At 60.9% G+C, this 25,903-nt stretch carries 18 protein-coding genes; 12 read left to right on the forward strand and 6 right to left on the reverse strand.

Features of this window, described 5'->3' with window-relative positions:
- Nucleotides 1–113 precede the first annotated feature (113 nt).
- The 4 genes from NVV72_14525 to NVV72_14540 all read right to left on the reverse strand — a co-directional run bounded on the left by NVV72_14525 (nucleotide 114) and on the right by NVV72_14540 (nucleotide 4,636).
- Nucleotides 114–1,328, reverse strand: coding sequence for a NarK/NasA family nitrate transporter (locus tag NVV72_14525; GenBank protein MCR6660489.1), 1,215 nt, complete (start codon nucleotides 1,326–1,328; stop codon nucleotides 114–116).
- Nucleotides 1,329–1,349: 21 nt separating this feature from the next.
- Entirely contained in the window at nucleotides 1,350–2,570 is a 1,221-nt protein-coding gene (locus NVV72_14530) for an alginate export family protein (protein ID MCR6660490.1), read from the reverse strand.
- Between the two features lie 327 nt (nucleotides 2,571–2,897).
- Nucleotides 2,898–4,037, reverse strand: a complete 1,140-nt coding sequence (locus NVV72_14535; GenBank protein ID MCR6660491.1) for an ABC transporter substrate-binding protein — start codon at nucleotides 4,035–4,037, stop codon at nucleotides 2,898–2,900.
- Nucleotides 4,034–4,636, reverse strand: coding sequence for an ANTAR domain-containing protein (locus tag NVV72_14540; protein MCR6660492.1), 603 nt, complete (start codon nucleotides 4,634–4,636; stop codon nucleotides 4,034–4,036). Before NVV72_14540 ends, NVV72_14535 begins: the two co-directional genes overlap by 4 nt.
- A gap of 162 nt (nucleotides 4,637–4,798) precedes the next feature.
- Between NVV72_14540 and ugpC the strand changes: the two genes are divergently transcribed.
- The gene (gene ugpC, locus NVV72_14545; protein MCR6660493.1) at nucleotides 4,799–5,899 is read left to right on the forward strand and encodes a sn-glycerol-3-phosphate ABC transporter ATP-binding protein UgpC; all 1,101 of its coding nucleotides are present in this window, start codon (nucleotides 4,799–4,801) and stop codon (nucleotides 5,897–5,899) included.
- Here ugpC and NVV72_14550 read toward each other — a convergent pair.
- On the reverse strand, nucleotides 5,884–7,221 hold the full coding sequence (locus tag NVV72_14550) for a GH1 family beta-glucosidase (protein MCR6660494.1): 1,338 nt from the start codon (nucleotides 7,219–7,221) through the stop codon (nucleotides 5,884–5,886). The two genes, ugpC and NVV72_14550, sit on opposite strands and share 16 nt — an antisense overlap.
- Before the next feature lie 146 nt (nucleotides 7,222–7,367).
- Here NVV72_14550 and NVV72_14555 point away from each other — a divergent pair, with 146 nt between their 5' ends.
- From NVV72_14555 to NVV72_14605, 11 genes are all read left to right on the forward strand, one after another.
- On the forward strand, nucleotides 7,368–8,849 hold the full coding sequence (locus NVV72_14555; GenBank protein ID MCR6660495.1) for a Tat pathway signal protein: 1,482 nt from the start codon (nucleotides 7,368–7,370) through the stop codon (nucleotides 8,847–8,849).
- Entirely contained in the window at nucleotides 8,849–10,120 is a 1,272-nt protein-coding gene (locus NVV72_14560; protein ID MCR6660496.1) for a sugar ABC transporter substrate-binding protein, read from the forward strand. The genes NVV72_14555 and NVV72_14560 overlap by 1 nt, the downstream gene beginning before the upstream one ends.
- Nucleotides 10,117–11,010 carry a sugar ABC transporter permease gene (locus NVV72_14565; GenBank protein MCR6660497.1) on the forward strand — a complete coding sequence of 298 codons (894 nt, stop codon included), beginning with the start codon at nucleotides 10,117–10,119 and terminating at the stop codon, nucleotides 11,008–11,010. Before NVV72_14560 ends, NVV72_14565 begins: the two co-directional genes overlap by 4 nt.
- Nucleotides 11,007–11,828 carry a carbohydrate ABC transporter permease gene (locus tag NVV72_14570; protein ID MCR6660498.1) on the forward strand — a complete coding sequence of 274 codons (822 nt, stop codon included), beginning with the start codon at nucleotides 11,007–11,009 and terminating at the stop codon, nucleotides 11,826–11,828. The genes NVV72_14565 and NVV72_14570 overlap by 4 nt, the downstream gene beginning before the upstream one ends.
- Nucleotides 11,829–11,891: 63 nt before the next feature.
- Nucleotides 11,892–12,536, forward strand: a complete 645-nt coding sequence (locus NVV72_14575) for a prolyl oligopeptidase family serine peptidase (protein MCR6660499.1) — start codon at nucleotides 11,892–11,894, stop codon at nucleotides 12,534–12,536.
- A 5-nt stretch (nucleotides 12,537–12,541) separates the two neighbouring features.
- On the forward strand, nucleotides 12,542–14,812 hold the full coding sequence (locus NVV72_14580) for a glycoside hydrolase family 3 C-terminal domain-containing protein (GenBank protein ID MCR6660500.1): 2,271 nt from the start codon (nucleotides 12,542–12,544) through the stop codon (nucleotides 14,810–14,812).
- A gap of 1 nt (nucleotide 14,813) precedes the next feature.
- Entirely contained in the window at nucleotides 14,814–16,334 is a 1,521-nt protein-coding gene (locus NVV72_14585; GenBank protein ID MCR6660501.1) for a tryptophan 7-halogenase, read from the forward strand.
- 417 nt (nucleotides 16,335–16,751) lie between these two features.
- Nucleotides 16,752–17,768 (forward strand): LacI family transcriptional regulator, encoded by a 1,017-nt coding sequence (locus NVV72_14590; protein MCR6660502.1) that lies wholly within the window; start codon nucleotides 16,752–16,754, stop codon nucleotides 17,766–17,768.
- 86 nt (nucleotides 17,769–17,854) lie between these two features.
- The gene (locus NVV72_14595; GenBank protein ID MCR6660503.1) at nucleotides 17,855–20,761 is read left to right on the forward strand and encodes a TonB-dependent receptor; all 2,907 of its coding nucleotides are present in this window, start codon (nucleotides 17,855–17,857) and stop codon (nucleotides 20,759–20,761) included.
- 80 nt (nucleotides 20,762–20,841) lie between these two features.
- Nucleotides 20,842–23,109, forward strand: coding sequence for a glycoside hydrolase family 3 C-terminal domain-containing protein (locus NVV72_14600; protein ID MCR6660504.1), 2,268 nt, complete (start codon nucleotides 20,842–20,844; stop codon nucleotides 23,107–23,109).
- A 147-nt stretch (nucleotides 23,110–23,256) separates the two neighbouring features.
- Complete coding sequence (locus NVV72_14605) at nucleotides 23,257–25,107, forward strand: family 43 glycosylhydrolase (protein MCR6660505.1); 1,851 nt, start codon at nucleotides 23,257–23,259, stop codon at nucleotides 25,105–25,107.
- Here the strand turns inward: NVV72_14605 and NVV72_14610 are convergent.
- Complete coding sequence (locus tag NVV72_14610) at nucleotides 25,104–25,778, reverse strand: DUF6445 family protein (GenBank protein ID MCR6660506.1); 675 nt, start codon at nucleotides 25,776–25,778, stop codon at nucleotides 25,104–25,106. The two genes, NVV72_14605 and NVV72_14610, sit on opposite strands and share 4 nt — an antisense overlap.
- Nucleotides 25,779–25,903: the final 125 nt, after the last annotated feature.

Consider the following 25,903-nt stretch of genomic DNA (forward strand, 5'->3'; position numbering starts at 1 on the left):
AGATCTATGAGGTTATGCGGTTTCCGTCGATTGTCAACATGGAAAATGCGCTTGTCCGATTTTGTGCGTTGCGAAGTTTTATCCTGCCCCGTTTCGCAGGGGAGGATAAAAAGCTATATCTTCGCATCCGCCGCGCCGAAGACGTGCCAGGTGGTGCGCCAGCGCTTCTTGACATAGCTGAGGCCCGCGAGCGCCACCAGTGCCAGGCCGGCAAAGCCAAGAAGGCCGATCTGGTAGGAACCGGTGGCCTGTTTGGCGAGGCCCAGAGACGCCGCCAGATAGAAGCCGCCGATGCCACCGCACATGCCGACCAGGCCGGTCATGATGCCCATCTCGTTGCGGAAACGCTGCGGCACAAGCTGGAACACCGCGCCATTGCCCATGCCGAGCGCGCCCATGCCGATGATCAGCACGCCCACGGCCGTCCAGATGGTCGGCATACCGAAGCTGAGGACAACCAGGCCCGCGGCCGCCACCGTATACATGACGCTGAGGGTCCGGATGCCGCCGATGCGATCGGCCAGCGCCCCGCCTATCGGACGGACGAGGGAGCCGACGAAAACGCAGGCGGCGGTGAAAAAGCCGGCATGGATCGGATCGATGCCGTATTCGCTGTTGAAATAGATGTTGAGCGAGGAGGACAGGCCGACAAAGCCGCCGAAGGTGACGCCATAAAAGAACATGAACCACCAGGCATCGGGCTGCTTGAAGATGTTGAGATATTGCGCGGTGGTCTTGGCCGGCGGCTGGTCGGGCGCATCCTTGGCCATCACCATGTAGATGACGAAGGTGATGATCAGGGGAATGGCGACCAGGCCGAATACGCTCGTCCAGCCGAACATCTTGGCCAGGGTCGGCGCAAACAAGGAGGCCAGCACCGTGCCGGAATTGCCGGCGCCGGCGATGCCAAGCGCAACCCCTTGATATTTCGGCGGATACCAGCGCGAGGCCAATGGCAGGGCCACGGCAAAGGAGGCCCCGGCCATGCCGAGCACCACGCCGAGCGCCAGCACGCCGCCATAATTATTGATGTGCATCAGCCAGGCCGCCAGAAGCCCGGCAATGACGATAAGTTGCGCCAGGGCGCCGGTTTTCTTCGGGCCGATGCGATCGACCAGCACGCCGTTGACGACGCGCAGGACGGCGCCGGAGAGGATTGGCACGGCGACCATGAAGCCCTTTTCGGCGGGCGTCAGGCCCAGCGTCTTGGCGATCTGGACGCCAAGCGCGCCCAGCAGCACCCAGACCATGAAGCTCATGTCGAAGTACAGGAAGGAAGAGAAGAGGGTCGGGGTATGGCCCGATTTTAAGAAATCCTTGGAAATCATAGCGGTTACTTTCAACGATGATTAGAGTTTATACTGCAAGGCGATCCATGTCTTGCGCCGTGATGCGGGCGCGGAACCGCCGGCCGAATCGAAATCGGCATATTTGACAAGGGCGGAGAGGTACGGGGTGAGGGCGATGGTGGCCACGGCATCCCATTCCTGGCCCAGTTTCTGATCGAGGCGCGCGGTCGTCAGGTCGTGATAGACGAGGCTTAAAGTCGGCTTCAGCTTGACGGGCAGGGCCAGGCTCAGACTGTAGCTCAGGTCGTCTATGCCGTTGACGGTCGTCTTGTTGCCGCCGGTGCCGGAAAAGGCGTCCGAAAAGCCCTGGAAGGCATGGTTGGTGCCGAGTGGTGTAACGAATCCGACCGTGCCATTGCCGCCAAGGGATTCGTAATTGACCTTGAAGGTGGCGAGACCATAGGTGGCGCCGGCCTCGACCATATATTCCTGCAGCTCGAAATCGGCGGGGTTGTTGCCGTAGTCGGCCTGGCGGGCATACTGGCCGATATAGCTGAGTTTCAGGGCGCCGGCCTTGGTTCCGCCTGTCGCACGCAGGCCCCAGGTATTTGTGGAGGACGCAGCGGCATTGTCGAAATCGAGCGCGTAGTCGAAGGCGGTCAGTTTCAGGCGGTCATTGAAGGCATAGCTGGCATTCACCACCCAGCTATCCGAATTCCAGTCCTTGCTCTCGGCCAGGACGCGGTTGATCTTGCTGAGATAGGCCAGGCTGTATTTCAGCTTGCCGAAGCCGCTGTCCAGGCGGATGCCATCCATGGTCTGCTCGTCCTGGCGCCAGCCGACATTGCCGATAAAGCGCGCGTCATCAAGGATAATGCGCTGCCGGCCGGCCGTGAGGGTGGTGGTCGCCGTCGGGGTCCAGACGATCTGGGCGCGGTTCAGTTCGGTGACTTCCGGATCTGGAACAACCGGATAGGCCGTCTTTCCGTTGGTGGTAGAGTTGTAATCGCTGATCAGGGCGGTGATGTTCTCGAATTCGACCAGGAGCTTGAGATGGTGGAAATCGCCGGTCTGGACACCGATGCGGTTGCGCCAGGTCAGGGCGTCGGCTTTTTCAGAAAGGCCCTGCTGCTCGACCTGCTCGGACCGCAGGTTTGACTCGATGATCGGCTTTGAGACCGCCAGAGCCGTGCTGAAGCTGTCTTCCGCCTGCGCCGCTCCGGCCACGGTTAGGGCCATGAGAACCGTCAGGGCCGTTGTTTGGTAAAGTGAAAATTTCACGCCATATCCCCGGTTGAAAGCAAAAAAAACGTCCCAGCCGTGACCACCGTTGCCGGTGAACATGTCTGAGACGTCATTGTCTGATACAGGCCCCGCGCGCCGCCATTGGCGCACCGGGCCGGAAGTCTGGCGATCTCCATTGATCGCCTGTGCAGAATTGGCAGGCGGCGGGCCGTCGTCAATCCTTATTCGAAATATATTGCGCCGCAAAAAGTTCTTGCGTTAAAAATATCACAAATACTGTCTTTCAGGCGGCCTGCAAAGCAAAGGCACATATTGCGATTGCGAAGGGTATTTGGTTTCATTTGAAATCACAAATTCGTGATTTCAAGCGCAACGAAAGATGCCGCCATCGAATAACTGGTTGGCAGGCATGATGATATTGTGAGGCTTTGCGGGAATTTCCCAGCCGGTCGTCTGGCCGCCCTCGGTCTTTTCATCGGCCACGGGGCAATCCAGTCCCATCGGCGCAGCGGCCTCGCGCCACAGGTCCGGCCGGTAGACGTGGCGCGCCAGTTGGTCGAAATCATGGTCCGGTGACAGCATCCCCCAGCGCACCATCTGGCCCATGAACCACTTGGCGTGGCTGATCCACGGGAAGGTGGCGGTCTGCGGATCAAAGGTCAGTCCGCTGCCGTCCAGCGCCAGTTCGATAGCCTTCCACGGCGCATTGACCGAAGCCGTGCGGGCCAGAATGCGGATCAGGTCTTCGCGGTGCGCTGGCGCGCTGGCCCATTGCCCGGCACGCAGCAGGGCGCGGGTAAGGGCTATGGTCGCCTCCGGATTGGCCTCGGCCCAGGCGGCGCGGACGCCCAGCACCTTTTCCGGCTTGAGCGTCCAGTAATCCGGATCGGAGAAGAGAATTTCGCCGTGGCCGTTCAGTTGCGCCGCCTGCGGCCAGGGCGAACCGGAGCAGAAGCCATCGATCACGCCGTCCTTGACCATGTCAGCCATGCGCGAGGGCGGCACCACGATCCACTGGATCTGGCGTTCGGGATCAAGGCCGCCCGAAGCGGCCCAGTGACGCAGGACGAAATGGTGCGGCGACCAGGTAAAGGGCACGGCGAAGACCAGCCGGCCCAGGCCTTCACGCCGCCGCCGCTCAACTTCGCGCGCCAGCAGACGGGCGCTGCCCATCAGTGTGCTGTCAAGCTGGCCGCCATCTTCCAGACGCGCCTTGAGCTTGGCCGAGACCAGCACCGAATTGCCGTTGGCGCCGAGCGCCATGGGCGCGATGATCCGGCCCATCGAAGGCCCCAGCCCCAGCGCGGCCGCAAATGGCATGGGCGCCAGGATGTGGGCGGCATCTATCATGCCATAGGCCAGCTTGTCGCGGATATTCGACCAGTTGGCCTCACGGATCAGGGTGACGTTCAGGCCCTCGCTGTCGTAAAACCCCAGCGCTTCGGCCACCAGGATCAAGGCGGCGTCATTCAGTGGGCTGTAGGCGATTTTGAGTTCGGTCATTGGCTGTCACCCGGTTTCAGCAGATCGCTCACCGCCAGGATGTCGGCGGCCACGGCCTGGATGGGCCGGCCGGTATCCATGGCATGTTTGCGCAGGGCCTTGTAGGCATCGTCTTCGGAGAGATTGCGCGAGGCCATCAGCACGCCCTTGGCGCGGTCGATGGTCTTGCGGGCGGCGAGGTCGGCCTTGGCCTTGTCGAGATCCTTGCGCAGCCCCTGTGTTACGGCGAAGCGCTGCGCGGCTACGGTCAGGATCGAGGAAATCCGCTTCGGATTGAAGCCATCGACGATATAGCCGGCCACGCCGGCCTCCAGCGCCTTTGCCGTGGCGTTGTCATCGGAGCGGTCGACAAACATCACCACCGGACGCGGAACCTGTTCATTGGCCACCTGCAGGGCTTCCAGCATATCGCGGTCCGGGCTTTCGCAGGCGATGATGACCATGTCGGGGTCGAAATCGCGCAGCATCCGCAGTTCGAAATGCCGCTCCTGGCGGATGACGGTCTCCTGGGCGCCATTATCCGCGCGGACGCCTTCCGCCACCTGTTCGGCGCGGGCTTCGTCGGGATCGATGATAAGCACATTGACGGTCTTGGCCATTCGCCAAAATGTTAGCGCCTGCAAAATAAACTTGGCAAGGCTGTTTGCTGCCGCCTGGGGCTGTTCTGGTAACAGTTTGATTTACATCGTTTACATGACGTGATGATCTTGTGATTAATCGATGCGCCGCGTAGTCTGGCCAAAAAGGCGGGAATATACAGAGTGGCGAATGTCGCGTTAATAGGGCTGGAGAAACGCTTCGGGGCGCAGGCCGCCCTGAAGGGAATCGACCTTGCCATCGCCGATGGCGAATTCCTGGTCATTGTCGGACCTTCGGGCTGCGGAAAGTCCACGCTTTTGCGCGTCATCGCCGGGCTTGAGGCGCCGACCGAAGGCGATGTGCGGATCGAGGGGCAAAGCGCGTTGTCGCTGTCGCCCGCCCAACGCGGGGTCGCCATGGTTTTCCAGTCCTATGCCCTCTATCCGCACCTCAATGTGCGCGACAACATGGCTTTCGGCCTGCGCATGGCCAAAAGACCGGAGACCGAAATTGCGGTGGCCGTGGGCCAGGCGGCGACACTGCTCGGTATCGAAGACCTGCTCGACCGGCGGCCAAAAGAGCTTTCCGGCGGCCAGAGGCAGCGCGTGGCTATCGGCCGCGCCATTGTCCGTCAGCCGCGCCTGTTCCTGCTCGATGAGCCCCTGTCCAATCTCGATGCCGGCCTGCGCGTCCATATGCGCCACGAATTTGCCCGGCTGCACCGTGACCTGCAAACGACCATGATCTATGTCACGCATGATCAGGTCGAGGCCATGACCCTGGCGTCGCGGCTGGTGGTACTCAATGGCGGCGCAATCGAGCAGGTCGGCACGCCGATGGAGGTCTATAACGCGCCGCGCAACCTGTTCGTGGCATCCTTTCTCGGTTCGCCGCGCATGAACCTGCTGGCGGGCGAGATTGCCGCCATAACGAAGTCGACCGTCAAGGTCCGGCTGGTGTCGGGCGATGTGGTGTCGGCGGCGGTCGAAGCCGGCCGGGCCCATATCGGCGGCCGGGTAACGCTCGGCGTGCGGCCTGATGCCCTGGCCATCGGAAAGGCGGGGAATGGGATTGCTGCCACGGTTGATGTGGTCGAGACCCTGGGCGGGATGCAGGCGGTCTATGGCCTGATGGCGGGAGCAGGCCAACCGGTCTGCGCGCTTTTGCCCGGCAGCTATCCGGTCAGGAATGATGACGCGCTGCGCCTGTGCTTTGCCGCCGGTGACGCCTATCTGTTCGATGCTGACGGGCAGGCGTTCAAGCGCGGTCAGGGCAGGCCATGACAGGCGATCACCTGTGAATAGAAGCGTGCACTGGTCTTGGGTGTCCGCGCCTGTGTCTCGAAATTGACGTGGACAAGGCCGAAGCGCTTGGCATAGCCCAGCGACCATTCAAGATTGTCCATGAAGGACCGGGCCATGTAGCCGCGCACATCGACTCCCTGACGGATGGCCTTGTCCAGGGCCAGCAGGTGCGTGCGCAGGTAATCGACACGCTGGGGATCATGAACCTCGCCGTCGGCGGCTGCGGGCGGATCAGGGAAGGCGGCGCCGTTTTCGGTGATGTAGATCGGGATGTCGCCATAGCGTTGCCGCACCCACAGCAGCGTATCGGTAAACCCTTGCGGAAAAACCTCCCAATTCGTCTCGGTATATATGGCATCCGGCTGCCGGACGGCAGCGGCCTTCAGCAGGTCATCCCCCGCGTCATGACGGACCACGGCGCGGGTATAGTAGTTGATGCCGAGGAAATCGAGTGGCTGGCGGATCAGGTTGAAATCCGTTTCCGGCCAGTCCGGCCAAGCGGGGCCGTAAATCTCGCGCAAGGGGTGCGGGTAGCGGCCGAGCAGGGCTGGATCGAGATACTGTTCGTTCATATAGGCCGAGGCGCGATGGGTGGCCGCCATGTCTTCCGGCGTGGCGCTGGCAGTATATTTCGGCTCGATATTGACCGCCAGGCCGATCTCATGCCGGCCGGTTTCCCGATAGGCTTTGACCGCCGCGCCATGCGCCCGCATCAGGTTGTGCGAGGCGATCGGCGCCTCGAAACGGTTGCGGTGTCCGGGGGCTATGGTGCCGCGCAGATAACCGCCGTCGTTGACCACCCAGGGTTCGTTGAGGGTGATCCACTTTCTCACCCGGCCATCGTAAGCCCCGAACGCCACGCGGGCATATTCGGCGAACCAGTCGGCCGAGTCGCGGTTGAGCCAGCCGCCCCGGTCATCGAGCGCGGCGGGCAGATCCCAGTGAAACAGGGTGACCATCGGCTCGATATTGTGTTTTAGCAATTCATCGATCAGATCGGAATAGAATTGCACGCCGGCGGCATTGATCCGGCCAATCCCTTCGGGGAGAATACGCGCCCAGGACAGGCTGAAGCGATAGGCCCGCATCCCCAGGTGGGCCATCAGGGCGATATCTTCGCGGAAACGATGATAATGATCGCAGGCGATATCACCATGGTCGCCGTTCGCCATCATACCGGGGGTGTGGGCGTAACGATCCCAGATGCTGGGACCCTTGCCATCGGCCTTGGGCGCGCCTTCGATCTGGTAGGCGGCGGTGGCGCAGCCCCACAGAAAGCCTTTCGGAAAGCGCCGCGACATGGCTCCCACATCCTCCGTGTTTCAAAGTTCTTATGCGGCCTTGGTAGCACATATGTCGGCGTTGACAACAAATTTGTAAGCGTTTACAGCCGGAGGTCAAGCGGACCTTGAAGGGTCATAAAGCAGCCGTCAGTGCAGGGAAAACAATGGTTTCGCGTAACCGGGTCAGTCGTCGTCATTTCATGCTGGGCTTAGGCGCGGTCGGCCTGCTGTCGGCCTGCGCCCGGCCAGAGGCTGTGCGCGAGGGGGTGGCGTTCGATGACGGCCTGGCGGACCTGCACCGTCGGACCTTCACCTATTTCTGGGAGACGACCGACGCCAGAACCGGCCTGGCGCCGGATAACTGGCCTGGTCCCGATTTCTGCTCGATCGCCGCCACCGGTTTTGCCTTGACCGCCTTCGTCATCGGCTGCCGGAGCGGCTATATCAGCCGGTTTGATGCCGCCGAGCGGGTGCGCACCACCTTGCGCACCTTCTGGAACGGTCCGCAGGGACCAGCCCCGGAAGGGATGATGGGCCACAAGGGGTTCTTTTATCACTTCCTGCATATGGATACTGGCCTGCGTTACAATAGGGTCGAGCTGTCGAGCATCGACACGGCCCTGTTCCTGTGCGGGGCCCTGACGGCAGCGGCCTTTTTCGACGGCAAGAATGCCATCGAAACCGAGATCCGTGATCTGGCCATAAAGCTCTATGAGAGGGTCGACTGGACCTTCATGGCGCGCGAAAATGGCCTGGTCAGCATGGGGTGGCACCCCGAACCCGGCATGAAGGATCATGACATCAATGGTCTGATCAATCGGAACTGGGACCGCTATAATGAAGGCATGATGATCTATCATCTCGGCATGGCGTCGCCGACCCATCCCCTGCCGGCTAAGGCTTGGGAAAGCTGGACGGCCACGCTCGATACCTGGGGCGATAATTTTGGCGAACCGCATCTCGGTTTCGCGCCGATGTTCGGCCACCAGTACAGTCATGCCTGGTTCGATTATCGCGGCATCGCCGACAGCTTTATGCGCGGCAAGGGCATCGATTATTTCATCAACTCCCAGCGCGCCACGGCGGCGCAGCGCAATTATGCCATCCAGAACCCCGGAGGTTTCAAAGACTATAGTGCCGATATCTGGGGGCTGACCGCCTGTCGGGGGCCGGGCTATGTCACGGCGAAAGTGAATGGCCGCGAGGTCCAGTTCCAGGAATATGGCGCGCGCGGCCCGCAGACGCCCGACAAGGAAGGGCTGGACGACGGCACGATCGCACCGACCGCCGCCGCCGGATCGGTGATGTTTGCGCCCGATATCTGCGTGCCGGCGATCCATGCGTTGCGCGACCGCTATGGTGCCGATCTGTATGGCCAGTACGGCTTCATGGATGCCTTCAATCCCAGCTTTCCAGCGGATCAGCCAACGAAGACCGGCATTCATACCGATAGGGCCGGCTGGGTATCGAGGGAATATCTCGGTATCGATCAGGGCCCGATCCTGATCGGACTGGAAAACTATCGCTCCGGCTTTGTCTGGGATATGTTCAACAGAAGCGCCGTCACCGGTCCGCTGGTGAAAAAGGCATTTGTGGCGGCGGGTTTCCAGCCCGTGGCCGAGGCGGGGAACTGGTTGAAAGCCTGATGAATACCGACCGGCGCAGGTTTGGACTGGCATTGGCGTCGCTAGCGGCCGTCACGCCTGTGGCCTGCGCCAAAAAGCATGAGCCGCTGCGCATCTGGGCCATGGGGCTGGAAGGCGAAGCGCTGGGTGGCATCGCTCAGGATTTCGAGACTGCAAATCCCGCCATTCCGCTGCGCGTGCAGGCCCTGCCCTGGGGCGCGGCGCACGAGAAGCTGCTGACCGCCTTCGCCGCCGATAATCTTCCCGATGTCATCGCGCTGGGAAACACCTGGGTATCGGAATTTGCCGCCCTTGGCGCGCTGGAACCGTTGAACAGCCGCTTGTCACGCAGCGGCATAATCCCTGACCGCTGGTTCGATGGCGCGCGAAAATCGGTCACCCTCGATAATCAGGTTCTGGGCGTGCCGTGGTACGTCGATACGCGGCTGCTGTTCTATCGCACCGATCTGCTGCAAAAGGCCGGATTTAACGCACCGGCAGACACATGGGCCGGCTGGGACGCGCAACTGGCGGCGCTTTCCGGCGCGCGCCGGGGCGGCAAATATGGTCTGCTGATGCCCTTTGCCGAATATGAGCCCCTGGTGGCTTTTTGTCTTCAGGCCGACGCACCGATCCTGATCGACAGCGATACGCGCGGCGGCTTCCGCCAGCCCGGCATCCGCGACAGTTTCGCCTATGCGGCATCGCTGTATCAGCGGGGCTATGCCGCGCGCCTGACCCATTCCGAGGTGACGGATGTCTATTCATCCTTCGCGCGCGGCGATTTCGCCTTCATCATCACCGGCCCGTGGAACCTGGCGGAGTTCGCCAAACGTCTGCCCGCCGAATTGCAGAACCAATGGGCGACCGCGGCGCTGCCGGGGCCCCACGGGCCGGGCGACTCCTCGGCCGGCGGGGTGTCGCTGTGCATTCCGCGCGCGTCCCGGCGCAAGGACAGCGCCTTCCGTTTCATCGAATATCTGTGCGATCCGCAGCGCCAGGCCGATTTTTACAAGACCACCAGCGATCTGCCGGCCGACCGGAGCGCCTGGCTGCGCACCAGCCTGATGCACGACCGGCGGTCTCTGACCTTCTTCGACCAGCTTAACCGCACGCGCCCGCCGCCGCAGGTGCCGGAGTGGGAACGCATCGCCAATGAGATGGTGGCGGCGCTGGAGCGCGTGGTGCGCGGCATCATCACCCTGGACGCGGCGCTGAAGGGCCTCGATGAATTTGCCTGGACCCTGCTGGCCAAACGTCGCGCCATGCTCGAACTGAAGGGTGTGGCATGACGACCTTGCGCACCTTTATGCGGGAGATATCGCCGGGCCATGTCTTCGTGGCGCCGGCCATGATCGTGCTCAGTGTCTTTTTCCTCATGCCGGTGTTGGGCGCGCTGGTGATGAGCTTCACCGATTTCGACCTCTATGCCCTGGCCGACCTGAAGAACCTGCGCTTCATCTGGCTTGGCAACTATATCAACCTGATGCAGACGCCGCTGTTCTGGAAGGCGTTCGGCAATACCTGCTATTTCGCCCTGGTCGGCGCGCCCCTGTCCATTGGCGTGTCACTGGCCATGGCCATGCTGTTGAATGTGCCGGGGGTGGGTCTGAAGGCGCTTTACCGCACGGCGCTGTTCGCCCCCTATGTGGCCACGCTGGCGGCGGCGGCGGTGATCTGGCGCTATATGCTGGATGCGCAATATGGCTGGCTGAACCAGTTCCTGATCGTGCTGGGCCTGCAACCGATTGACTGGCTGGGCAACCCGCACTTTTCCATGCCAGCCATCATCCTGTTCTCGGTGTGGAAGAACTTCGGTTACAACATGCTGATCCTGCTGGCTGCCCTGCAGCGCATTCCGGATGATCTTTACGAAGCCGCACGCGTTGATGGGGCAGGGCCCTGGGAACGCTTCATTCATGTCACCCTGCCGGGCGTGGCGCCCAGCCTGTGGATGGTGGCCCTGCTGACCGTGGCTGGCTATTTCCAGCTTTTCGCCGAACCCTATGTCATGACCCAGGGCGGTCCGGCGCAATCGACCGTATCCTTGCTCTATTTCATGTACGAGGACGGCTTCAAGTGGTGGAACCTCGGCCATGCCTCGGCCACGGCCTTTATCCTGTTCGCTGTGCTGATGGGCCTGTCCTTCCTGCGCCCAAAATCGGAAGAGGTGTTCGCATGAGGAATGCCCTCCAGAAGATATCGACCACGGGCCTGTTGATCGCCGCCTCGTTCATCGCCATCTTTCCGCTGCTGTGGATGGTGTCGATGTCCTTCATGCCGGAGGCCGAGGCCAATGCCTTTCCGGCGCGGCTGTTTCCGCACGATCCGACCCTGGCCAATTACGCCGACCTGTTCGCCCATCAGCGCATGGGGCGCTTCCTGTTCAACAGCCTGCTGGTGGCCTCACTGGCGACGGTTCTGTCCCTGGGCTTCAACGTGACCGCTGGTTATGCCTTCGCCAAGCTGCATTTCAGGGGACGGGAAAAGCTGTTCCGCTTCCTGCTGGCGGTGGTGGTCATTCCTGGCCAGTTGACCATGCTGCCGCTGTTCTTCCAGCTCAAGACCCTGGGCCTGCTCAATTCCTATGCCGGCGTGGTGGTGCCTTTCATAACCTCTCTGTTTGGTATCTTTCTGGTGCGTCAATACGCGCTGGGCCTGCCCGATGAGATGCTCCAGGCGGCAAGGGTCGATGGCGCCTCGGAATGGATGATCTTTCGCAAGATCGTCCTGCCCAACCTGTCGCCGATCATTGTGACGCTCGGTGTTTTCACCTTTCTGGCCGCCTGGAATGATTTCCTGTGGCCGCTGATCGTGCTGTCCGACGATCACAACTACACCCTGCCTTTGGCCATCGCCTCGCTGTCGCAGGAACATATCCAGGATTCCGGCATGGTCATGGCCTGCGCCACCGTCACCATCGCACCGGTCATATTATTGTTTCTGGCGCTCCAGAGGCATTATGTGCGCGGTTTGCTCGCGGGGAGTATCAAAGGATGAGAACCTTCATTTTGGTATTAGCGGTCCTGGCCCTGACCGGCTGCGCCACGATCTCGACCGGATATGCTGGCGAAAGGCGCGACCGCCGAAAAGGTCGTGCTGAAAGATGGTTCGACCATCCAGTACATGCAGTATGTGCCTGCCAGCTATCATGGGGGCAAGGCGCCGGTCATTGTCTTCCTGCATGGCTCCGGCGAGGCTGGCAGCGATGTTACGCGGGTCATGGGGCCGGGGCCGTGGGAATATGCCCGCGACCATGCCGATTTCCCCTTTATCATCCTGGCGCCGCAGCAATGGCGCGATGAGGAATGGGAACCTAAAAAGCTGAAAGAATGGCTGGATGATGTCGAAGCGCACATCCCGGCGGACCGCAAACGCATTTACCTCACCGGCCTGTCGCTGGGCGGCGGCGGCGCCTGGGACTGGGGCATGACGCAGCCCAGACGCTTTGCCGCCATCGCGCCGGTCTCCGGCTATTCGAACCTGAAAACCCCCTGCAAGCTGACCGGCAACCACATCTGGGCCTTCCACGGCGAGGTCGACGATGTGGTGCCGATCCGCGACGAGGAAGTGCTGGTCAGCGCGGCCAAAGCCTGCGGCATAGATATCAAATACACCATCTATCCCGGCGGTAATCACAATGCCTGGGACGCCACCTACGCCAATCCGGACCTCTACGCCTGGTTTCTGGAACATAAAAAGGAGTAACGCTCATGACCGCTTTTACCCCCTCCCGCCGGTTTTTCCTGAAAGGCGCCGCGGCCACGGCCGCCCTCGTGCCGGTGGCCGCGCCCGGTTTCGCCAGGGTGACGCCCGCCGCCGATCCGTTCATCGAAAAGCTCATCAAAAGCATGAGCATCGAGGAAAAGGCCGGGCAACTCTCGATCTATGGCGATACCACCCGCTTCGACGGCCCGCCGATCAATCCGACCTCGGAACAGGCGCAGGGCAAGGAAAAGGTCAAGGCCGATATCGCTGCCGGTAAGATTACCGGGCTATTCAACGGCATCGGCGTGGCCGGCGGGCGAGAGTTGCAGCAGGTGGCCATAGAGCAATCGCCGCATAAGATTCCGCTGATTTTCGCCGGCGATATCATCCACGGCGTGAAGACGACCTTCCCGATTCCGCTTGGCGAATCCGCAAGCTGGGATACCGACCTGGCCATGCGCACAGCGCGTGCCGCCGCCCTGGAAGCCACGGCCAAAGGGCTGCACTGGACCTTCGCGCCGATGGTCGATGTGGCGCGCGACCAGCGCTGGGGCCGTGTCGCCGAAGGGGCGGGCGAGGACACCTATCTCGGTATCCAGTTGGCTAAGGCGCGCGTCAAGGGTTTCCAGGGCGACAGCCTGAAGGCGGAAACCTCGTTGGTGGCCTGTCCGAAGCACTTCGCGGCCTACGGTGCCGTCCAGGGCGGGATGGAGTACAATACCGCCGATATCCCCGAAACGACTCTGCGCGAGGTCCATCTGCCGCCGTTCAAGGCCGCCTTCGACGCCGGCGCATTGACCACCATGTCGTCGTTCAACGATATCGCCGGGGTGCCCTCCACCGGCAATCATTACCTGCTGACCGATATCCTGCGCGGCGAGTGGGGCTTCAAGGGGCTGGTTGTTTCCGATTACACCTCTGAAGAAGAACTGATCCTGCACGGTTTCGCTGCCGATGGCGCCGATGCCACGGCCAAGGCGATCAATGCTGGCTGCGACATGGGGATGCAGTCGGGCCTCTATATGAAATACCTCCCGGACCTGGTGCGGTCGGGCAAGGTCAAGTTGGCCGTGCTGGATGAGGCGGTGCGCCGGGTGCTTTACGTCAAGAAGGCGTTGGGCCTGTTCGACAATCCCTATCGCTCCCTCGATCTCAAACGCGAACAGACGGATATCCGCCGGCCCGAAACCGTAGCGCTGGCCCGCGAAGCCGGACGCAAATCGTGCGTGCTACTGAAGAACGAGGGCAACCTGCTGCCCCTGCCGAAATCAGGCAAGAAAATCGCTCTGATCGGCCCGTTCGGCAATGACAAGGCCAATTGTCCCGGTCCCTGGGCGGTCTTCCCGGATGTGGAAAGCTGTGTCACCTGGGAGGCCGGTTTCCGCGCCGTGATCGGCGATGCACTGACGGTGGTGAAGGGCTCGGATGTCGAGGCGCCGATACAGGGCGGTATCGACGCGGCGGTCAAAGCGGCCAAGTCGGCGGATATCGTCGTGCTGGCCATCGGCGAGGCGGCGAATATGTCGGGCGAGGCGCAATCGCGCGTCGATATCTCGATCCCCGCGCCGCAACTGGCCTTGGCCGAGGCCGTGGCGGCGACCGGTAAACCGGTGGTGGTCATTCTGAAGCACGGCCGCGCCCTGGCCCTGACCGGGGCAGTGAAGGATGCGTCGGCGATCCTGGCCACCTGGTTCCTAGGCTCGGAAGAAGGCAACGCCATCGCCGATATCGTCTTCGGCGATTACGCGCCGCAAGGCCGTTTGCCGGTCAGCTTCCCGCAGGCGTCGGGGCAAGAGCCCTTCTATTATAACCACCGCATCACCGGCCGTCCGCAAATCAGTGACGACAAGAACTTCAAGGCACGTTACCGCGAAGTGACCAATGACGCGCTCTATCCTTTCGGTCATGGCCTGAGCTATTCGACGGTTTCCTACGGTGCCACGACGGTCAGCGCTGCGAGCCTGGCGATGAACGGAACCATCAAGGTGACGGCGACGATCAGCAATACCGGCGCCCGCAAGCTGCATGAGGTGGTGCAACTCTATATCCACGACAAGGTGGCCTCGATGACCCAGCCGATCCGGGCGCTGAAAGGCTTCCAGCATATCGATCTGGAGCCAGGCCAGAGCACGACGGTCGAATTTACCCTGACGGCCGCCGATCTCGCCTTTGTTCATCCCAACCTGAAAGCGTCGGCCGAAGCCGGGCGGTTCGATGTGTGGGTTGCGCCGTCTTCCACCGGCGGCACGCCGGCCTCGTTCGATCTGACAGCGTAAAATGACTTATACACCGATCAAAAGCATAACCATTGTTGGCGGCGGCACGGCCGGCTGGATGACGGCCGCCTTGCTCTCCAAGCTGCTGATGGGCCGCTATGACATCACCCTGATCGAATCCGAGGAAATCGGCACGATAGGGGTGGGGGAGGCGACTATCCCGGCCATCAAGGTCTTCAACGAGATGCTGGAGGTCAATGAAGCCGAGTTCCTTAAGGCGACGCAGGGCACCTTCAAGCTGGGTATTGAGTTCGTCGGCTGGCGCGATGGCCCGCGCGACCTGACCGACAGCTATATCCATGGCTTCGGCAAGATCGGCATTGACCGGCTGTGGCTGCATACGCACCAGTTCTGGCTGAAGATGCGCGAGAAAGGCGCGGTCAAACATTTCGACCATTACGCCATCTGCTGCGCCGCCGCTCGCAAAGGGCGCTTCACGCCGCCTGACCCCCGGCGCGGCCCGCCGATCGGCGATCTCGACTACGCCTATCATTTCGATGCCTCGCTCTATGCCCGCTATCTGCGGACCCTGAGCGAAGGCCGCGGCGTCAGGCGCATTGAAGGCCGGATCACTCAGGTCAACCTGCGGCCGGAGGACGGCTTTATCGACACCGTGACCTTGCAAAACGGGCAGGCGATAGGTGGAGATTTGTTTATTGACTGTTCCGGGATGCGCGGTCTGCTGATCGGCGAGGCGCTGGGTGTCGGCTACGAAGACTGGAACAAATGGCTTTTATGCGACCGCGCCTATGCCGTGCCTTCGGTCAATCCGGCCCAGATCACGCCCTATGTCACCTGCACGACGCGCGATGCCGGCTGGCAGTGGCGCATCCCCCTGCAACACCGCACCGGCAATGGCTATGTCCATTCGAGCGGCCATACCGATGATCAAGCGGCGGTCGATACCCTGATGTCCACGCTTGGCGGACAGGCCCTGGCCGAGCCGCGCCTGGTCAAGTTCCGGCCCGGCAAGCGGCACAAGGCATGGGTGAAGAACTGCGTTGCCATCGGGCTTTCTGGCGGCTTCCTGGAACCGCTGGAATCGACCAGCATCCACCTGATTCAGACCGGTATCCTGCGGTTGTTGTCACTGTTTCCGGGGCAAGGCTTCAATGCCGCCGACATCGACGCATACAACACCTATACCGATGACGAATACCGCGACATCCGCGACTTCATCATCGCCCACTACAAGGTGACGAACCGCGAAGACACGCCCTTCTGGGCCTATGTCAAGCACATGCCAGTGCCTGACTCACTCCAAAGCAAGCTTGACCTGTTCTGGTCATCGGCAAGGGTCTTCAAGCGTGGCGCGTTCGAGCTGTTCCGCGAGGAAAGCTGGGTGCAGGTGCTGTTGGGACAGGGGATGGCCGCCGGTTACGACCCTAATGTCGACCTTCTATCCGAAGCGGAAATTGTCAGCTTCCTGCGTGATATCGAGGCGGTGATTGATGGTAACGTCAGCACCATGCCGACGCATGACGACTACATCGCCCGCTATTGCCAGGCGCCGAAGATGTAAAAAAGAACCCCGCCGGAACTGGTGCGGCGGGGCTTAGGGCGCATGCGCTGATAGGGCGACAGCGCCTGCGTGTCTTGGTATGGGCGTCCCGTTTGTTACTCTGGCGCAACACTTGCGCGGTGTTTGGCGGGGACTTTCAGGCGAAACCGGATCGCAAAGGGTGGGGCGTCTGGTGGCAGTCTGATTTTTGGTTATTCAAATTCTTTTTAATACAAGGCATTAATGTACTTTTTGACGTGAAGTCAGACGGCTTTGTGTCTAAATTTCGTGATCACAAGTGGCAATGTAAGCGCTTGCATAATCGTTGACAAGCGAAATGTAAGCGTTTACGGAGTGGCGTCATACGAGACCTTGCCGCCTTCCTGCCATGTTTTACCGCGCAGGCGGGGAGGCGAAATAACCACCACAGGAGAGACGATGCGGCGCGCCACGCTGAACGACGTTGCAAAGGAAGCGGACGTGTCGATCGCCTCGGCGTCACGCGCCATCAACGGCCTCGACAATGTCGCCGAGGGGGTGCGCACGCGCGTGCTCGAAGCCGCCGCCAAGCTCAAATATATCCCGCATGGCGGCGCGCGCTCTTTGGCTTTGGCGAAGACGAACACCATCGGCCTGCTGCTGCCGGATATCTATGGCGAGTTCTTCTCTGAAATCATCCGTGGCGTCGATGTCGCGGCGCGCGCCAAGGGGCTGCACCTGCTGGTTTCGGGCTCTCACGGCGACGTCAAGGAAGCCGTGGCGGCCATCCTGGCCATGTCCGGCCGGGTCGATGGCCTGCTGGTGATGTCGCCCTTCGTCGATTCGCAGGATCTGGGCGCCGTTCTGCCGGTCAGCCTGCCGCTGGTGACCATCGCCAGCCGCATCGGGCAGTCGGGTTACGGCGCCATTACGGTCGATAACCATGCCGGCGGCAAGCTGGCGGTCGAGCATCTGGTGGCGCAAGGCTGCACGCGTCTGGCCCATATCAGCGGGCCGGAAAGCAATTTCGAAGCGCAGGAACGCAGGCGCGGCTTCGAGGCGGCGGTGGCGGCCGGTTCAAAGGTCACGTCTGTCACCATTCACGAAGGTGATTTCACCGAGGAGAGCGGCTTCCGCTGCGTGAAGGATATTCTGGCCGCGGCCGATGCCGGCGCACCCCTGCCGGACGGCATCTTCGTCGGCAACGACATGATGGCGGTGGGCGCCCTGTTCGCGCTCAAGGAAGGCGGCCTGTCGGTGCCGGACGATATCGCCCTGGTCGGCTTCGATGATGTGCCGATCGCGCGCTTCGCCCAGCCGGCGCTTAGCACCCTGCGGGTCGGCGTCTACGAACTGGGCCGGCGCGGCCTGGAACTGCTGGCCGATGCGCTGGCGAACCCTGACGCCGAACCGGCGGAGGGCATAGTGATTTCACCGGAACTGGTCATTCGGGAAAGCAGCAAACGAACAGGCTGACCACCACACACGGGCCGCACCTCAAGTCAAAGACGGGGTTTCGGCCGGCACCAAGCACGACACACATATCTGTGGGAGGAACGATAATGAAACATACAACCAAATTCCGGCTGGTTCTGGGGGCGTCGATTTTCGCGCTCACCGCCACGCTCGGTGGCGCCGCCCTGGCGGCGGATTTTTCCACGGTGCAGGGGCATGTGGCGTCGGCCCAGGCAGGCGATACTGTCACCGCCACCGACACCAATACCGGCGCCGTCACCACCGGCACTGTGCGCACTGACGGCACCTATGTTATCGTGGGCCTGCGTCCCGGTAATTACAAGATCGCAGTCGGTTCCACCGTTCAGGAAGTGACCCTGGCAGTCGGTGAAACCACCACGCTCGATCTCGACGCCGCCGCGGCCGCCGAACCGACCGCGACCATCACCGTCGTCGGCCGTCGCCGCAAGGAAGTCCGCACCTCGGAAGTGGCGACCAGCGTCTCGCAGACCCAAATCAACAGCCTGCCGCAGAACGGCCGCAACTTCCTGAACTTCGCCGCCCTGGCTCCTGGTGTGGCGGTGACGCCCGACGCCGAGAACAAGCAGTTCCGCGCCGGCGCCACCTCGGCCAACCAGGTCAACGTCTTCATCGATGGCCAGAGCCAGAAGAACCAGGTGCTGCAGGGCGGTACGATGGGGCAGGATTCCTCACGCGGCAATCCGTTCCCGCAACTGGCCATCCAGGAATTCAAGGTCTCTACCCAGAACTTCAAGGCCGAATACGAGCAGGCGGGCACGGCCATCATCTCGGCCGTCACCAAGACCGGCGGCAACGAGTTCCACGGCAGCGCCTTTGCGACCTATCAGTCCAAGGATATGATCGGTCAGCCCTACTTCCAGCGCAGCCAGCCCAAGGGTGACTATCAGAACACCGAATACGGCGTCGATCTCGGCGGGCCGATCATCAAGGATGTGCTGCATTTCTACGCGGCCTATGAACATCGCAAGGACCAGCGTCCGACGGACGCCGTTGACATCACCTTACCAGGCTTTGAATCCGAAAACGGTGTCTACGCGAAGGATTTCCAGGAAGATCTCTACTTTGGCAAGCTGACCTGGACGCCGAATGAGATGAACACGATCGACGTCTCCTTCCAGGACCGCGAAGAAGACGATGTGCGTGGCTTCGATCGGACCACGGCCTATACACAGGGCAATACGCTCGACCAGTATGTCCGTCAGGGACTGATTTCGTGGAAGTATCGTGAGGAAAATATCCTCAATGAAATGACGCTGGAATACCAGACCTATCACTGGCTCCAGACGCCGCTGACCGATGCGCCGGGCCAGACCATTATCAACAGCCCGACGGATTTCGGCGTACTGGCAAGGGTTGGCGGCGCTACCTATGCCCAGGAAAAGGGCCAGGACAACACCACCTTCCGTGATACCATGACCTTCACGGGTCTGGACTGGCACGGCCAGCATGTCATCAAGGCGGGCGTCAAACTGGCGCTTTATGAATATATCGCCACGGAGGCCGATCACTTCAATCCGGAATTCTTCTATCCGGCCAGCAGCTATACCTATGGCGCATCGAACAATGTGCCGGTGCGTGTCGTTATCGCTGACGGCAATCCGGTCGTCACGGGCAAAAACAACCAGTGGGGCCTGTTCATTCAGGATGACTGGACGGTTGATGATCACCTGACGCTGAATCTCGGCGTGCGCTGGGATTATGAAACCAACATGCTGAACGACAAGTTCGTTACCGATCCGGGCGTTGCGGCGGCTCTGCGCGGCTGGGCCAATTTCAAGGCGGCCGGTTTCGATCCGGAAGACTATATCAGCGACGGCCATAACCGTAAGGCATTTGGTGGCGCCCTGGCGCCGCGTCTTGGCTTCTCCTATGACGTGCATGGCGATCGTGATCTCGTGATCTTCGGCGGTTACGGCCGTTATTATGACCGCACCATCTATGATGACGCCCAATTGGAAACGCGCCGCACCCAGATCCATGTGGTGACGCTGAACATCAATCCAGAAGGTACGGTCGACACCAATCCGAACGACAACAATGTCACATGGAATCCGGCCTATTTCACCGACAAGAATGCTCTGATCGCCGCCGCAAAGGCTACGGGCCAGAAGGGTGAAATCTTTGCACTGAATAACAATGCCAAGGTGCCCTATTCGGATCAGTTCAACCTGGGTGTCCGCAAGCAGTTCGGTGATATCGCCACCAGTCTGACGCTGGCCGATATCGAGAGCAAGGATATCTTTAGCTTTGTTCTGGGTAATCGTAATCCGGATGGCTCCTGGTGCAGCTATGGCCCGCAATATGCCTGCCAGCCCTGGGGCTATGGTCTGCCGGGCTATGGCAACTTCATTATCTCAACCAATGACCAGCAGGCAAAATATCAGGCCCTCTACCTGACGGTAGACAAGCCCTATACCCGCGCTTCGCACTATGGCTACAGCGGCACCCTGACCCTGACCAACGCCAGGGCCACAGGTCACAATGACCGCTTTATCTTCGACTACGCCATGCCGCATGATTCCGGCTGGCACGATGCCGAGGGCGTCGACAAGTGGCGCTTTGTCGGCACCGGCATTGTCGACGGTCCTTGGGATACGCAATTGTCGGCCTTCGTCACCCTGGCTTCGGGCGGTCCGTTCGATTACATCGATGCCAGCGGTCCGGCCGTGCGTATCATTCCCGGCGGCGTTTCGCCGAAGGACGATATTGCCTACCAGAATGTCGATCTGCGCATATCGAAGGACTTCGACCTGCCGGGCGGCCAGACCATCACGCTGGAAGGCCAGGTCTACAACCTGTTCGATTCGATCAATCGCACCTATTCCGGCTGGAATGGCGGCCTGAAATGTTCGCCGACGGACACAGGCTGTATCGACCAGCGTAATGGTCAGCAGGGTCCGACTCGCGCCGGCGATGACGTGACGGTCGGTTCGGCCCGGTCCTATCAGGTCGGCCTGCGTTACAAGTGGTAAGCGCTCTCCCTGGTGAATGAGCAAACTGGAGAGGGGAGAGCCTTGGTTTTCCCCTCTTTTTTATTCTGAAAGCCTGAATCATGTCTCAGCCTCTTTCCCGGCGCGCCTTTTTCAAGGGGGCGGCTTCAACCTTCGCGGTGATGGGTGCCGCATCGGCCTATCTGCCGGCGATCGCCGCGCCAAAGGATGCCTTTATCGAAGGGCTGATTGCGAAGATGTCGCTGGAGGAAAAGGCTGGGCAACTGAGCCTTTATTCAGACTCCGTGCGCACCGAGGCGGCGTTTTTCAACCCGGCCATTGCCAGCCAATCGAAAGACCAGGTGCTGGCCGATATCGCCGCCGGAAAGATCACCGGCCTGTTCAATGGGCGCGGCGTGGTCCTGAGCCGTGAACTGCAAAAGGTGGCGGTCGAAAAATCGCCCCACGGCATTCCGCTGATCTTCGCTGCCGACATCATCCACGGCATGACGACCATCTTCCCGATCCCGATGGCCGAAGCCGCCAGTTTCGATCCGGAACTCTCCCGCCGCACCAATCGCGCGGCGGCGGTGGAGGCCACGGCCAATGCCATTCACTGGACCTTCTCGCCGGCGGTCGATGTGGTGCGTGACCAGCGCTGGGGCCGATCGGCTGAGGCGGCGGGCGAGGATACCTGGCTCGCCTGCCGGTTCGCCGCCGCCCGCGTGCAGGGCTTTCAGGGACCGGACCTGAAAGCGCAGGATTCGATGCTGGCTTGCCTGAAACATTTCGCCGCCTATGGCGCGGTTGAAGGCGGGATGGATTATAATACGGTCGAAATTACCGAGCCGACCCTGCGCCAGACGCATCTCCCGTCCTTCAAGGCGGGTATCGATGCGGGCGCGCTGACGGTGATGAGCGCCTTCAACGATATCGGCGGCGTGCCCTCGACAGGTAATCACAAGCTGCTGACCGATATTCTGCGCGGTGAGATGGGATTCAAGGGCTTCGTGGTTTCCGACTTTACCTCGGAAGAGGAATTGATCGCCCATGGTTTCGCCGCCGATGGCCGCGATGCAGCGATGAAGGCGATTTTGGCAGGCTGCGATATGTCCATGCAAAGCGGCATCTATATGAAATATTTGCCGGACCTTGTGCGCAAGGGCGAGGTGCCTTTGAAGGTTCTGGACGAGGCCGTGCGCCGGGTACTGCGCATCAAGAAGGCCGTCGGCCTGTTCGATGATCCGTATAAATCGATGGATGCGGTACGCGAACGCAACGATATGCGCAAGCCCGAAACCATTGCCCTGGCGCGTGAGGCGGCGCGGCGGGCTTGTGTGCTGCTGAAGAGCGATAATGATATCCTGCCGCTCAAAAAGTCCGGCCAGAAGGTCGCCCTGATCGGTCCCCTGGCGGCGGACAAGAACCAGCTTAACGGCTATTGGGTGGTCTTCCCGGATACAAAAGACAGTGTCACGGTCGAGATGGCGATGCGTGGTGTGATCGGCGATAATCTGACCGTAACGCGAGGGAGCGATATTGACGCGCCGATCGAAGGCGGCATAGACGCGGCGGTCAAGGCAGCGAAAGCGGCGGATGTGGTGGTGTTGTGTATCGGCGAGGGACAGGAAATGTCCGGCGAGGCGCAGTCGCGCACTGAAATCACCGTGCCGGACGCGCAAATGGCGCTGACGGAAGCGGTGAAGGCGACAGGCAAGCTGGTGGTGGTTTTGCTCAGCCACGGCCGCGCCATCGCCCTGGAAGGCGCGGTGAAGGACGCCGATGCCATCCTCTGCACCTGGTTCCTGGGTTCGGAAGCCGGCAATGGCATCGCTGATTTGCTCTTCGGGGATTACAGCCCGTCCGGCCGTCTGCCGTGCAGTTTCCCGCTGAAATCCGGGCAGGAGCCCTTCTATTACAACCATCGCACCACCGGCCGGCCGCAAATTGGCGATGACGCCAGTTACCGCGCCCGCTGGCGGGACGCGCCTTTCGCGCCGCTCTATCCGTTCGGCCACGGACTGGGCTACAGCAAGGTCACCTATGGCGTTACGCGACTGAGCGCGGAGACTTTGCCGTGGTCCGGCAAGGTGACGGCCTCGGTTGAGGTGCGCAATACCGGCGGCCGTCCGGTCCATGAGGTGGCGCAGCTCTATATCCACGATCGCGTGGCCTCGATTACCCAGCCGGTGCGCTCGCTGAAGGGCATTCGGCACCTTGATCTAAAAGCCGGTGAGACGCAGACCGTCCGTTTTGAACTCTCCCGCGCCGATCTCGCCTTTGTCGGGCTGGACCTGAAATGGCAGGCCGAACCCGGTGACTTCGATATCTGGATCGCGCCGTCTTCCGGCACCGGCACGCCAGCCAAACTGACGCTGCAAAAGGGATAAATCTTCGCCCGCCCCGTTTACGGGGAGGGGGACCATCGCTTGCGATGGTGGGAGGGGCAAAGACCGGTGGAATTGCCCCTTCCGTCACGGCGCAAGCGCCGCGCCATCTTTCCCGTAAACGGGGCAGGCGAAATTGATGAGGATCGGATGATGAAATTTGCGATATTGCTCACCGCTTCACTCCTCGCCTTGGCCGCGTCTGCTCACGCCGAGCAGACCACCTATGCCAATCCGCTCGATATCGATTACCGCTATAATTTCGAGCAGCAGAACGAGGGCATTTCCTACCGCACGGGCGCCGATCCGGCGGTGGTGCTGCATCAGGGCGCTTACTACCTCTTCCAGACCCTGGCCGATGGCTACTGGCGCTCGGAAGACCTGATCCACTGGACCTTTATCACGCCGAGCCGCTGGCCGTTCGAGAGCATCGTGGCGCCGGCGCTCGTTTCCGACGGCAAGACGCTCTACATCATGCAGTCGCATACTCGCCAGACGGCCCTGTTGAAAAGCGACGATCCGGCGTCGGGCAAGCTCGATTTCTGGGTGCGACGCACCCCGCCGGTGCCGACCGCGGTGGGGGAAGGGACGGACGACAGCCATCTGGGGCCGGACCAGGTCCAGCCCAGTCCGTGGGATCCCGGCCTGTTCATCGATGATGACGGCAAATGGTACATGTACTGGGGCTCTTCGAATATCTACCCTATCTACGGCATCGAAATGACGCCGGAACCCTTTGCCTATAAAGGCAAGCCAAACCGCTTCATCTATTTGCAACCTGAAAAACACGGCTGGGAGCGCTTTGGTCAGGATCATTCCGGCAAGCTGCCCAATGGCACGCCAATCAAGCCCTTCACCGAAGGGGCGTGGATGACCAAGGTGAACGGCAAATACTACCTGCAATACGGCGCGCCGGGCACGGAATATAATGTCTATGCCAACGGCACCTATGTCAGTGACAAGCCTTTGGGGCCATTCACCTATGCCGACTACAATCCCGTGGCCTATAAGCCTGGCGGCTTTGTCAACGGCGCGGGGCATGGCTCGACCTTCCAGGACAAATATGGCAATTACTGGAACACCGGTACGCTCTGGCTGGGCTATAACTGGACGTTTGAGCGCCGTATCGACATGCTGCCGGCGAAATTCTACGCCGACGGCCAGATGGCGGTGTCGGCGCGCTTTGGCGACTTCCCGCACTATGTGCCGACATCCAAGATCGATGATCCGGAAAAACTGTTCACCGGCTGGATGCTGTTGTCCTATCGCAAGCCGGTCAGCGTCTCCTCGCAACACGCGCCGGTGGAAGGCCAGAATTTCGAGCCGAAAAACGCCACGGATGAAAACCCGCGCAGCTTCTGGCTGGCGGCGGATAACCAGCCCGGCCAGACCCTGACCGTCGATCTCGGCGCGGAAAAGACGGTGCGCGCCATTCAGGTCAATTATGCCGACTACAAGTCCGGTCTCTATGCCGATGGCCCGGATATCTATACCGAATTTACGCTGGAAGCTTCGTCCGATGGCCAGTCTTGGACGAAGGTGGCGGAAACCGAAGCCCCCCGCCGGGATCGGCCCAATGCCTATTTCGAACTGCCGCAGCCGATGAAGGCGCGCTATATTCGCTATGTCCACGGCCATATCGGCGCGCCGAACCTGGCCATTGCTGATCTGCGCATCTTCGGTACTGCCGATGGCAAGGCGCCGGCCAAGCCCTTGGGCGTGACGGCAAAGCGTGACAACGACCCGCGCAATGCCCATATCAGTTGGAATGCCGTACCTGGCGCGGTCGGCTATAATGTCCGCTGGGGTATCCGGCCAGATCGCCTGACCCTGACCTATCAACTTTTCGCCGAGGATGACGACAATCAATTCGGCGGCCGCCAGCATGGCCATGCACTCGACCTGCGCGCGCTCAATGTCGGCGTCGGCTATTATGTGGCGGTCGAGGCCTTCAACGAAACCGGCGTCTCGAAACTCAGCAAGGTCTTGAAACTACCCTAATAACCCCGCACAAACAGATTGGCGGTCAGGCGGCCGGTCAGCGGATCGTCGCTCAGCGGCATATCGGGCGGAATGAGGCCGGAGTGCAGCAGGCAACCCTCGTAGATGACCAGGCGGTCCGGTTTGGCTTCAACCCGGCCGATTTCCTCGAACCACGGGTTTGATCCGCTGATATACCCCTTTGCGTCCGTATTTTCGGCTTCCGCGGCGGCGACATAGAGAGCGAAAGTCTCCACTGTCACGCGCTCAATGCCGGTTGAGCGCTGACGGAAAAAAGCCGTGCCGGTGCCGGTTGTGTCGCTGAGATAATGCAGGATCGCCAGGTATTTCGGCTCGACCGTGTCGATATGCGGTGCGCGCTGGCGCGGTGCGAGTGTTTCCGGCGGTTGGGTCACCATCGAAAAGCTGCCCTCTACCCAGTCGAAACGATCGATATCGAAGGCGCCCCCGATATAGGGAGAGGCTTCGACCAGCAGCCTTTGCATATAGTCATGCGCCGGCAGATCCGTTTTGGTGATCATCCGGCGCAGACCGGGGTAATATTGCGATTGCGCCGGGAAGGGGGGCAGAGCGGCGGCCATGCGGCAAATCTGGTTATAAGTACCGGTAAAGTCATCAATGACGACAACGCGGCTTTGGCTGTTTCCCAAGGTCAGCAGCTCAGGCTTCATTTTTTTCTCTCCTGTTTAAATGTAACCTGAAAAGCACATTATTTTATACAGCAAATTCAATATCTTGTGAGGTGTCATTTAATCGTTTCGTTCCTGACAAGATTGCGTCTTCAAACCTTGGAAAA

It is taken from the genome of Asticcacaulis sp. (genome assembly GCA_024707255.1).
In the GTDB taxonomy this organism is placed as follows: domain Bacteria; phylum Pseudomonadota; class Alphaproteobacteria; order Caulobacterales; family Caulobacteraceae; genus Asticcacaulis.

Excerpts from the sequence above, each read along its gene's own strand:
- NVV72_14565 (MCR6660497.1), top strand. The coding sequence starts at position 10,117 with ATGACGACCTTGCGCACCTTTATGCGGGAGATATCGCCGGGCCATGTC.
- NVV72_14525 (MCR6660489.1), bottom strand. The coding sequence starts at position 1,328 with ATGATTTCCAAGGATTTCTTAAAATCGGGCCATACCCCGACCCTCTTC.
- NVV72_14595 (MCR6660503.1), top strand. The coding sequence starts at position 17,855 with ATGAAACATACAACCAAATTCCGGCTGGTTCTGGGGGCGTCGATTTTC.
- NVV72_14570 (MCR6660498.1), top strand. The coding sequence starts at position 11,007 with ATGAGGAATGCCCTCCAGAAGATATCGACCACGGGCCTGTTGATCGCC.
- NVV72_14580 (MCR6660500.1), top strand. The coding sequence starts at position 12,542 with ATGACCGCTTTTACCCCCTCCCGCCGGTTTTTCCTGAAAGGCGCCGCG.
- NVV72_14540 (MCR6660492.1), bottom strand. The coding sequence starts at position 4,636 with ATGGCCAAGACCGTCAATGTGCTTATCATCGATCCCGACGAAGCCCGC.
- NVV72_14575 (MCR6660499.1), top strand. The coding sequence starts at position 11,892 with ATGCTGGCGAAAGGCGCGACCGCCGAAAAGGTCGTGCTGAAAGATGGT.
- NVV72_14550 (MCR6660494.1), bottom strand. The coding sequence starts at position 7,221 with ATGTCGCGGCGCTTTCCGAAAGGCTTTCTGTGGGGCTGCGCCACCGCC.
- NVV72_14590 (MCR6660502.1), top strand. The coding sequence starts at position 16,752 with ATGCGGCGCGCCACGCTGAACGACGTTGCAAAGGAAGCGGACGTGTCG.
- NVV72_14555 (MCR6660495.1), top strand. The coding sequence starts at position 7,368 with ATGGTTTCGCGTAACCGGGTCAGTCGTCGTCATTTCATGCTGGGCTTA.
- NVV72_14585 (MCR6660501.1), top strand. The coding sequence starts at position 14,814 with ATGACTTATACACCGATCAAAAGCATAACCATTGTTGGCGGCGGCACG.
- NVV72_14535 (MCR6660491.1), bottom strand. The coding sequence starts at position 4,037 with ATGACCGAACTCAAAATCGCCTACAGCCCACTGAATGACGCCGCCTTG.
- NVV72_14600 (MCR6660504.1), top strand. The coding sequence starts at position 20,842 with ATGTCTCAGCCTCTTTCCCGGCGCGCCTTTTTCAAGGGGGCGGCTTCA.
- NVV72_14560 (MCR6660496.1), top strand. The coding sequence starts at position 8,849 with ATGAATACCGACCGGCGCAGGTTTGGACTGGCATTGGCGTCGCTAGCG.
- NVV72_14610 (MCR6660506.1), bottom strand. The coding sequence starts at position 25,778 with ATGAAGCCTGAGCTGCTGACCTTGGGAAACAGCCAAAGCCGCGTTGTC.
- NVV72_14605 (MCR6660505.1), top strand. The coding sequence starts at position 23,257 with ATGATGAAATTTGCGATATTGCTCACCGCTTCACTCCTCGCCTTGGCC.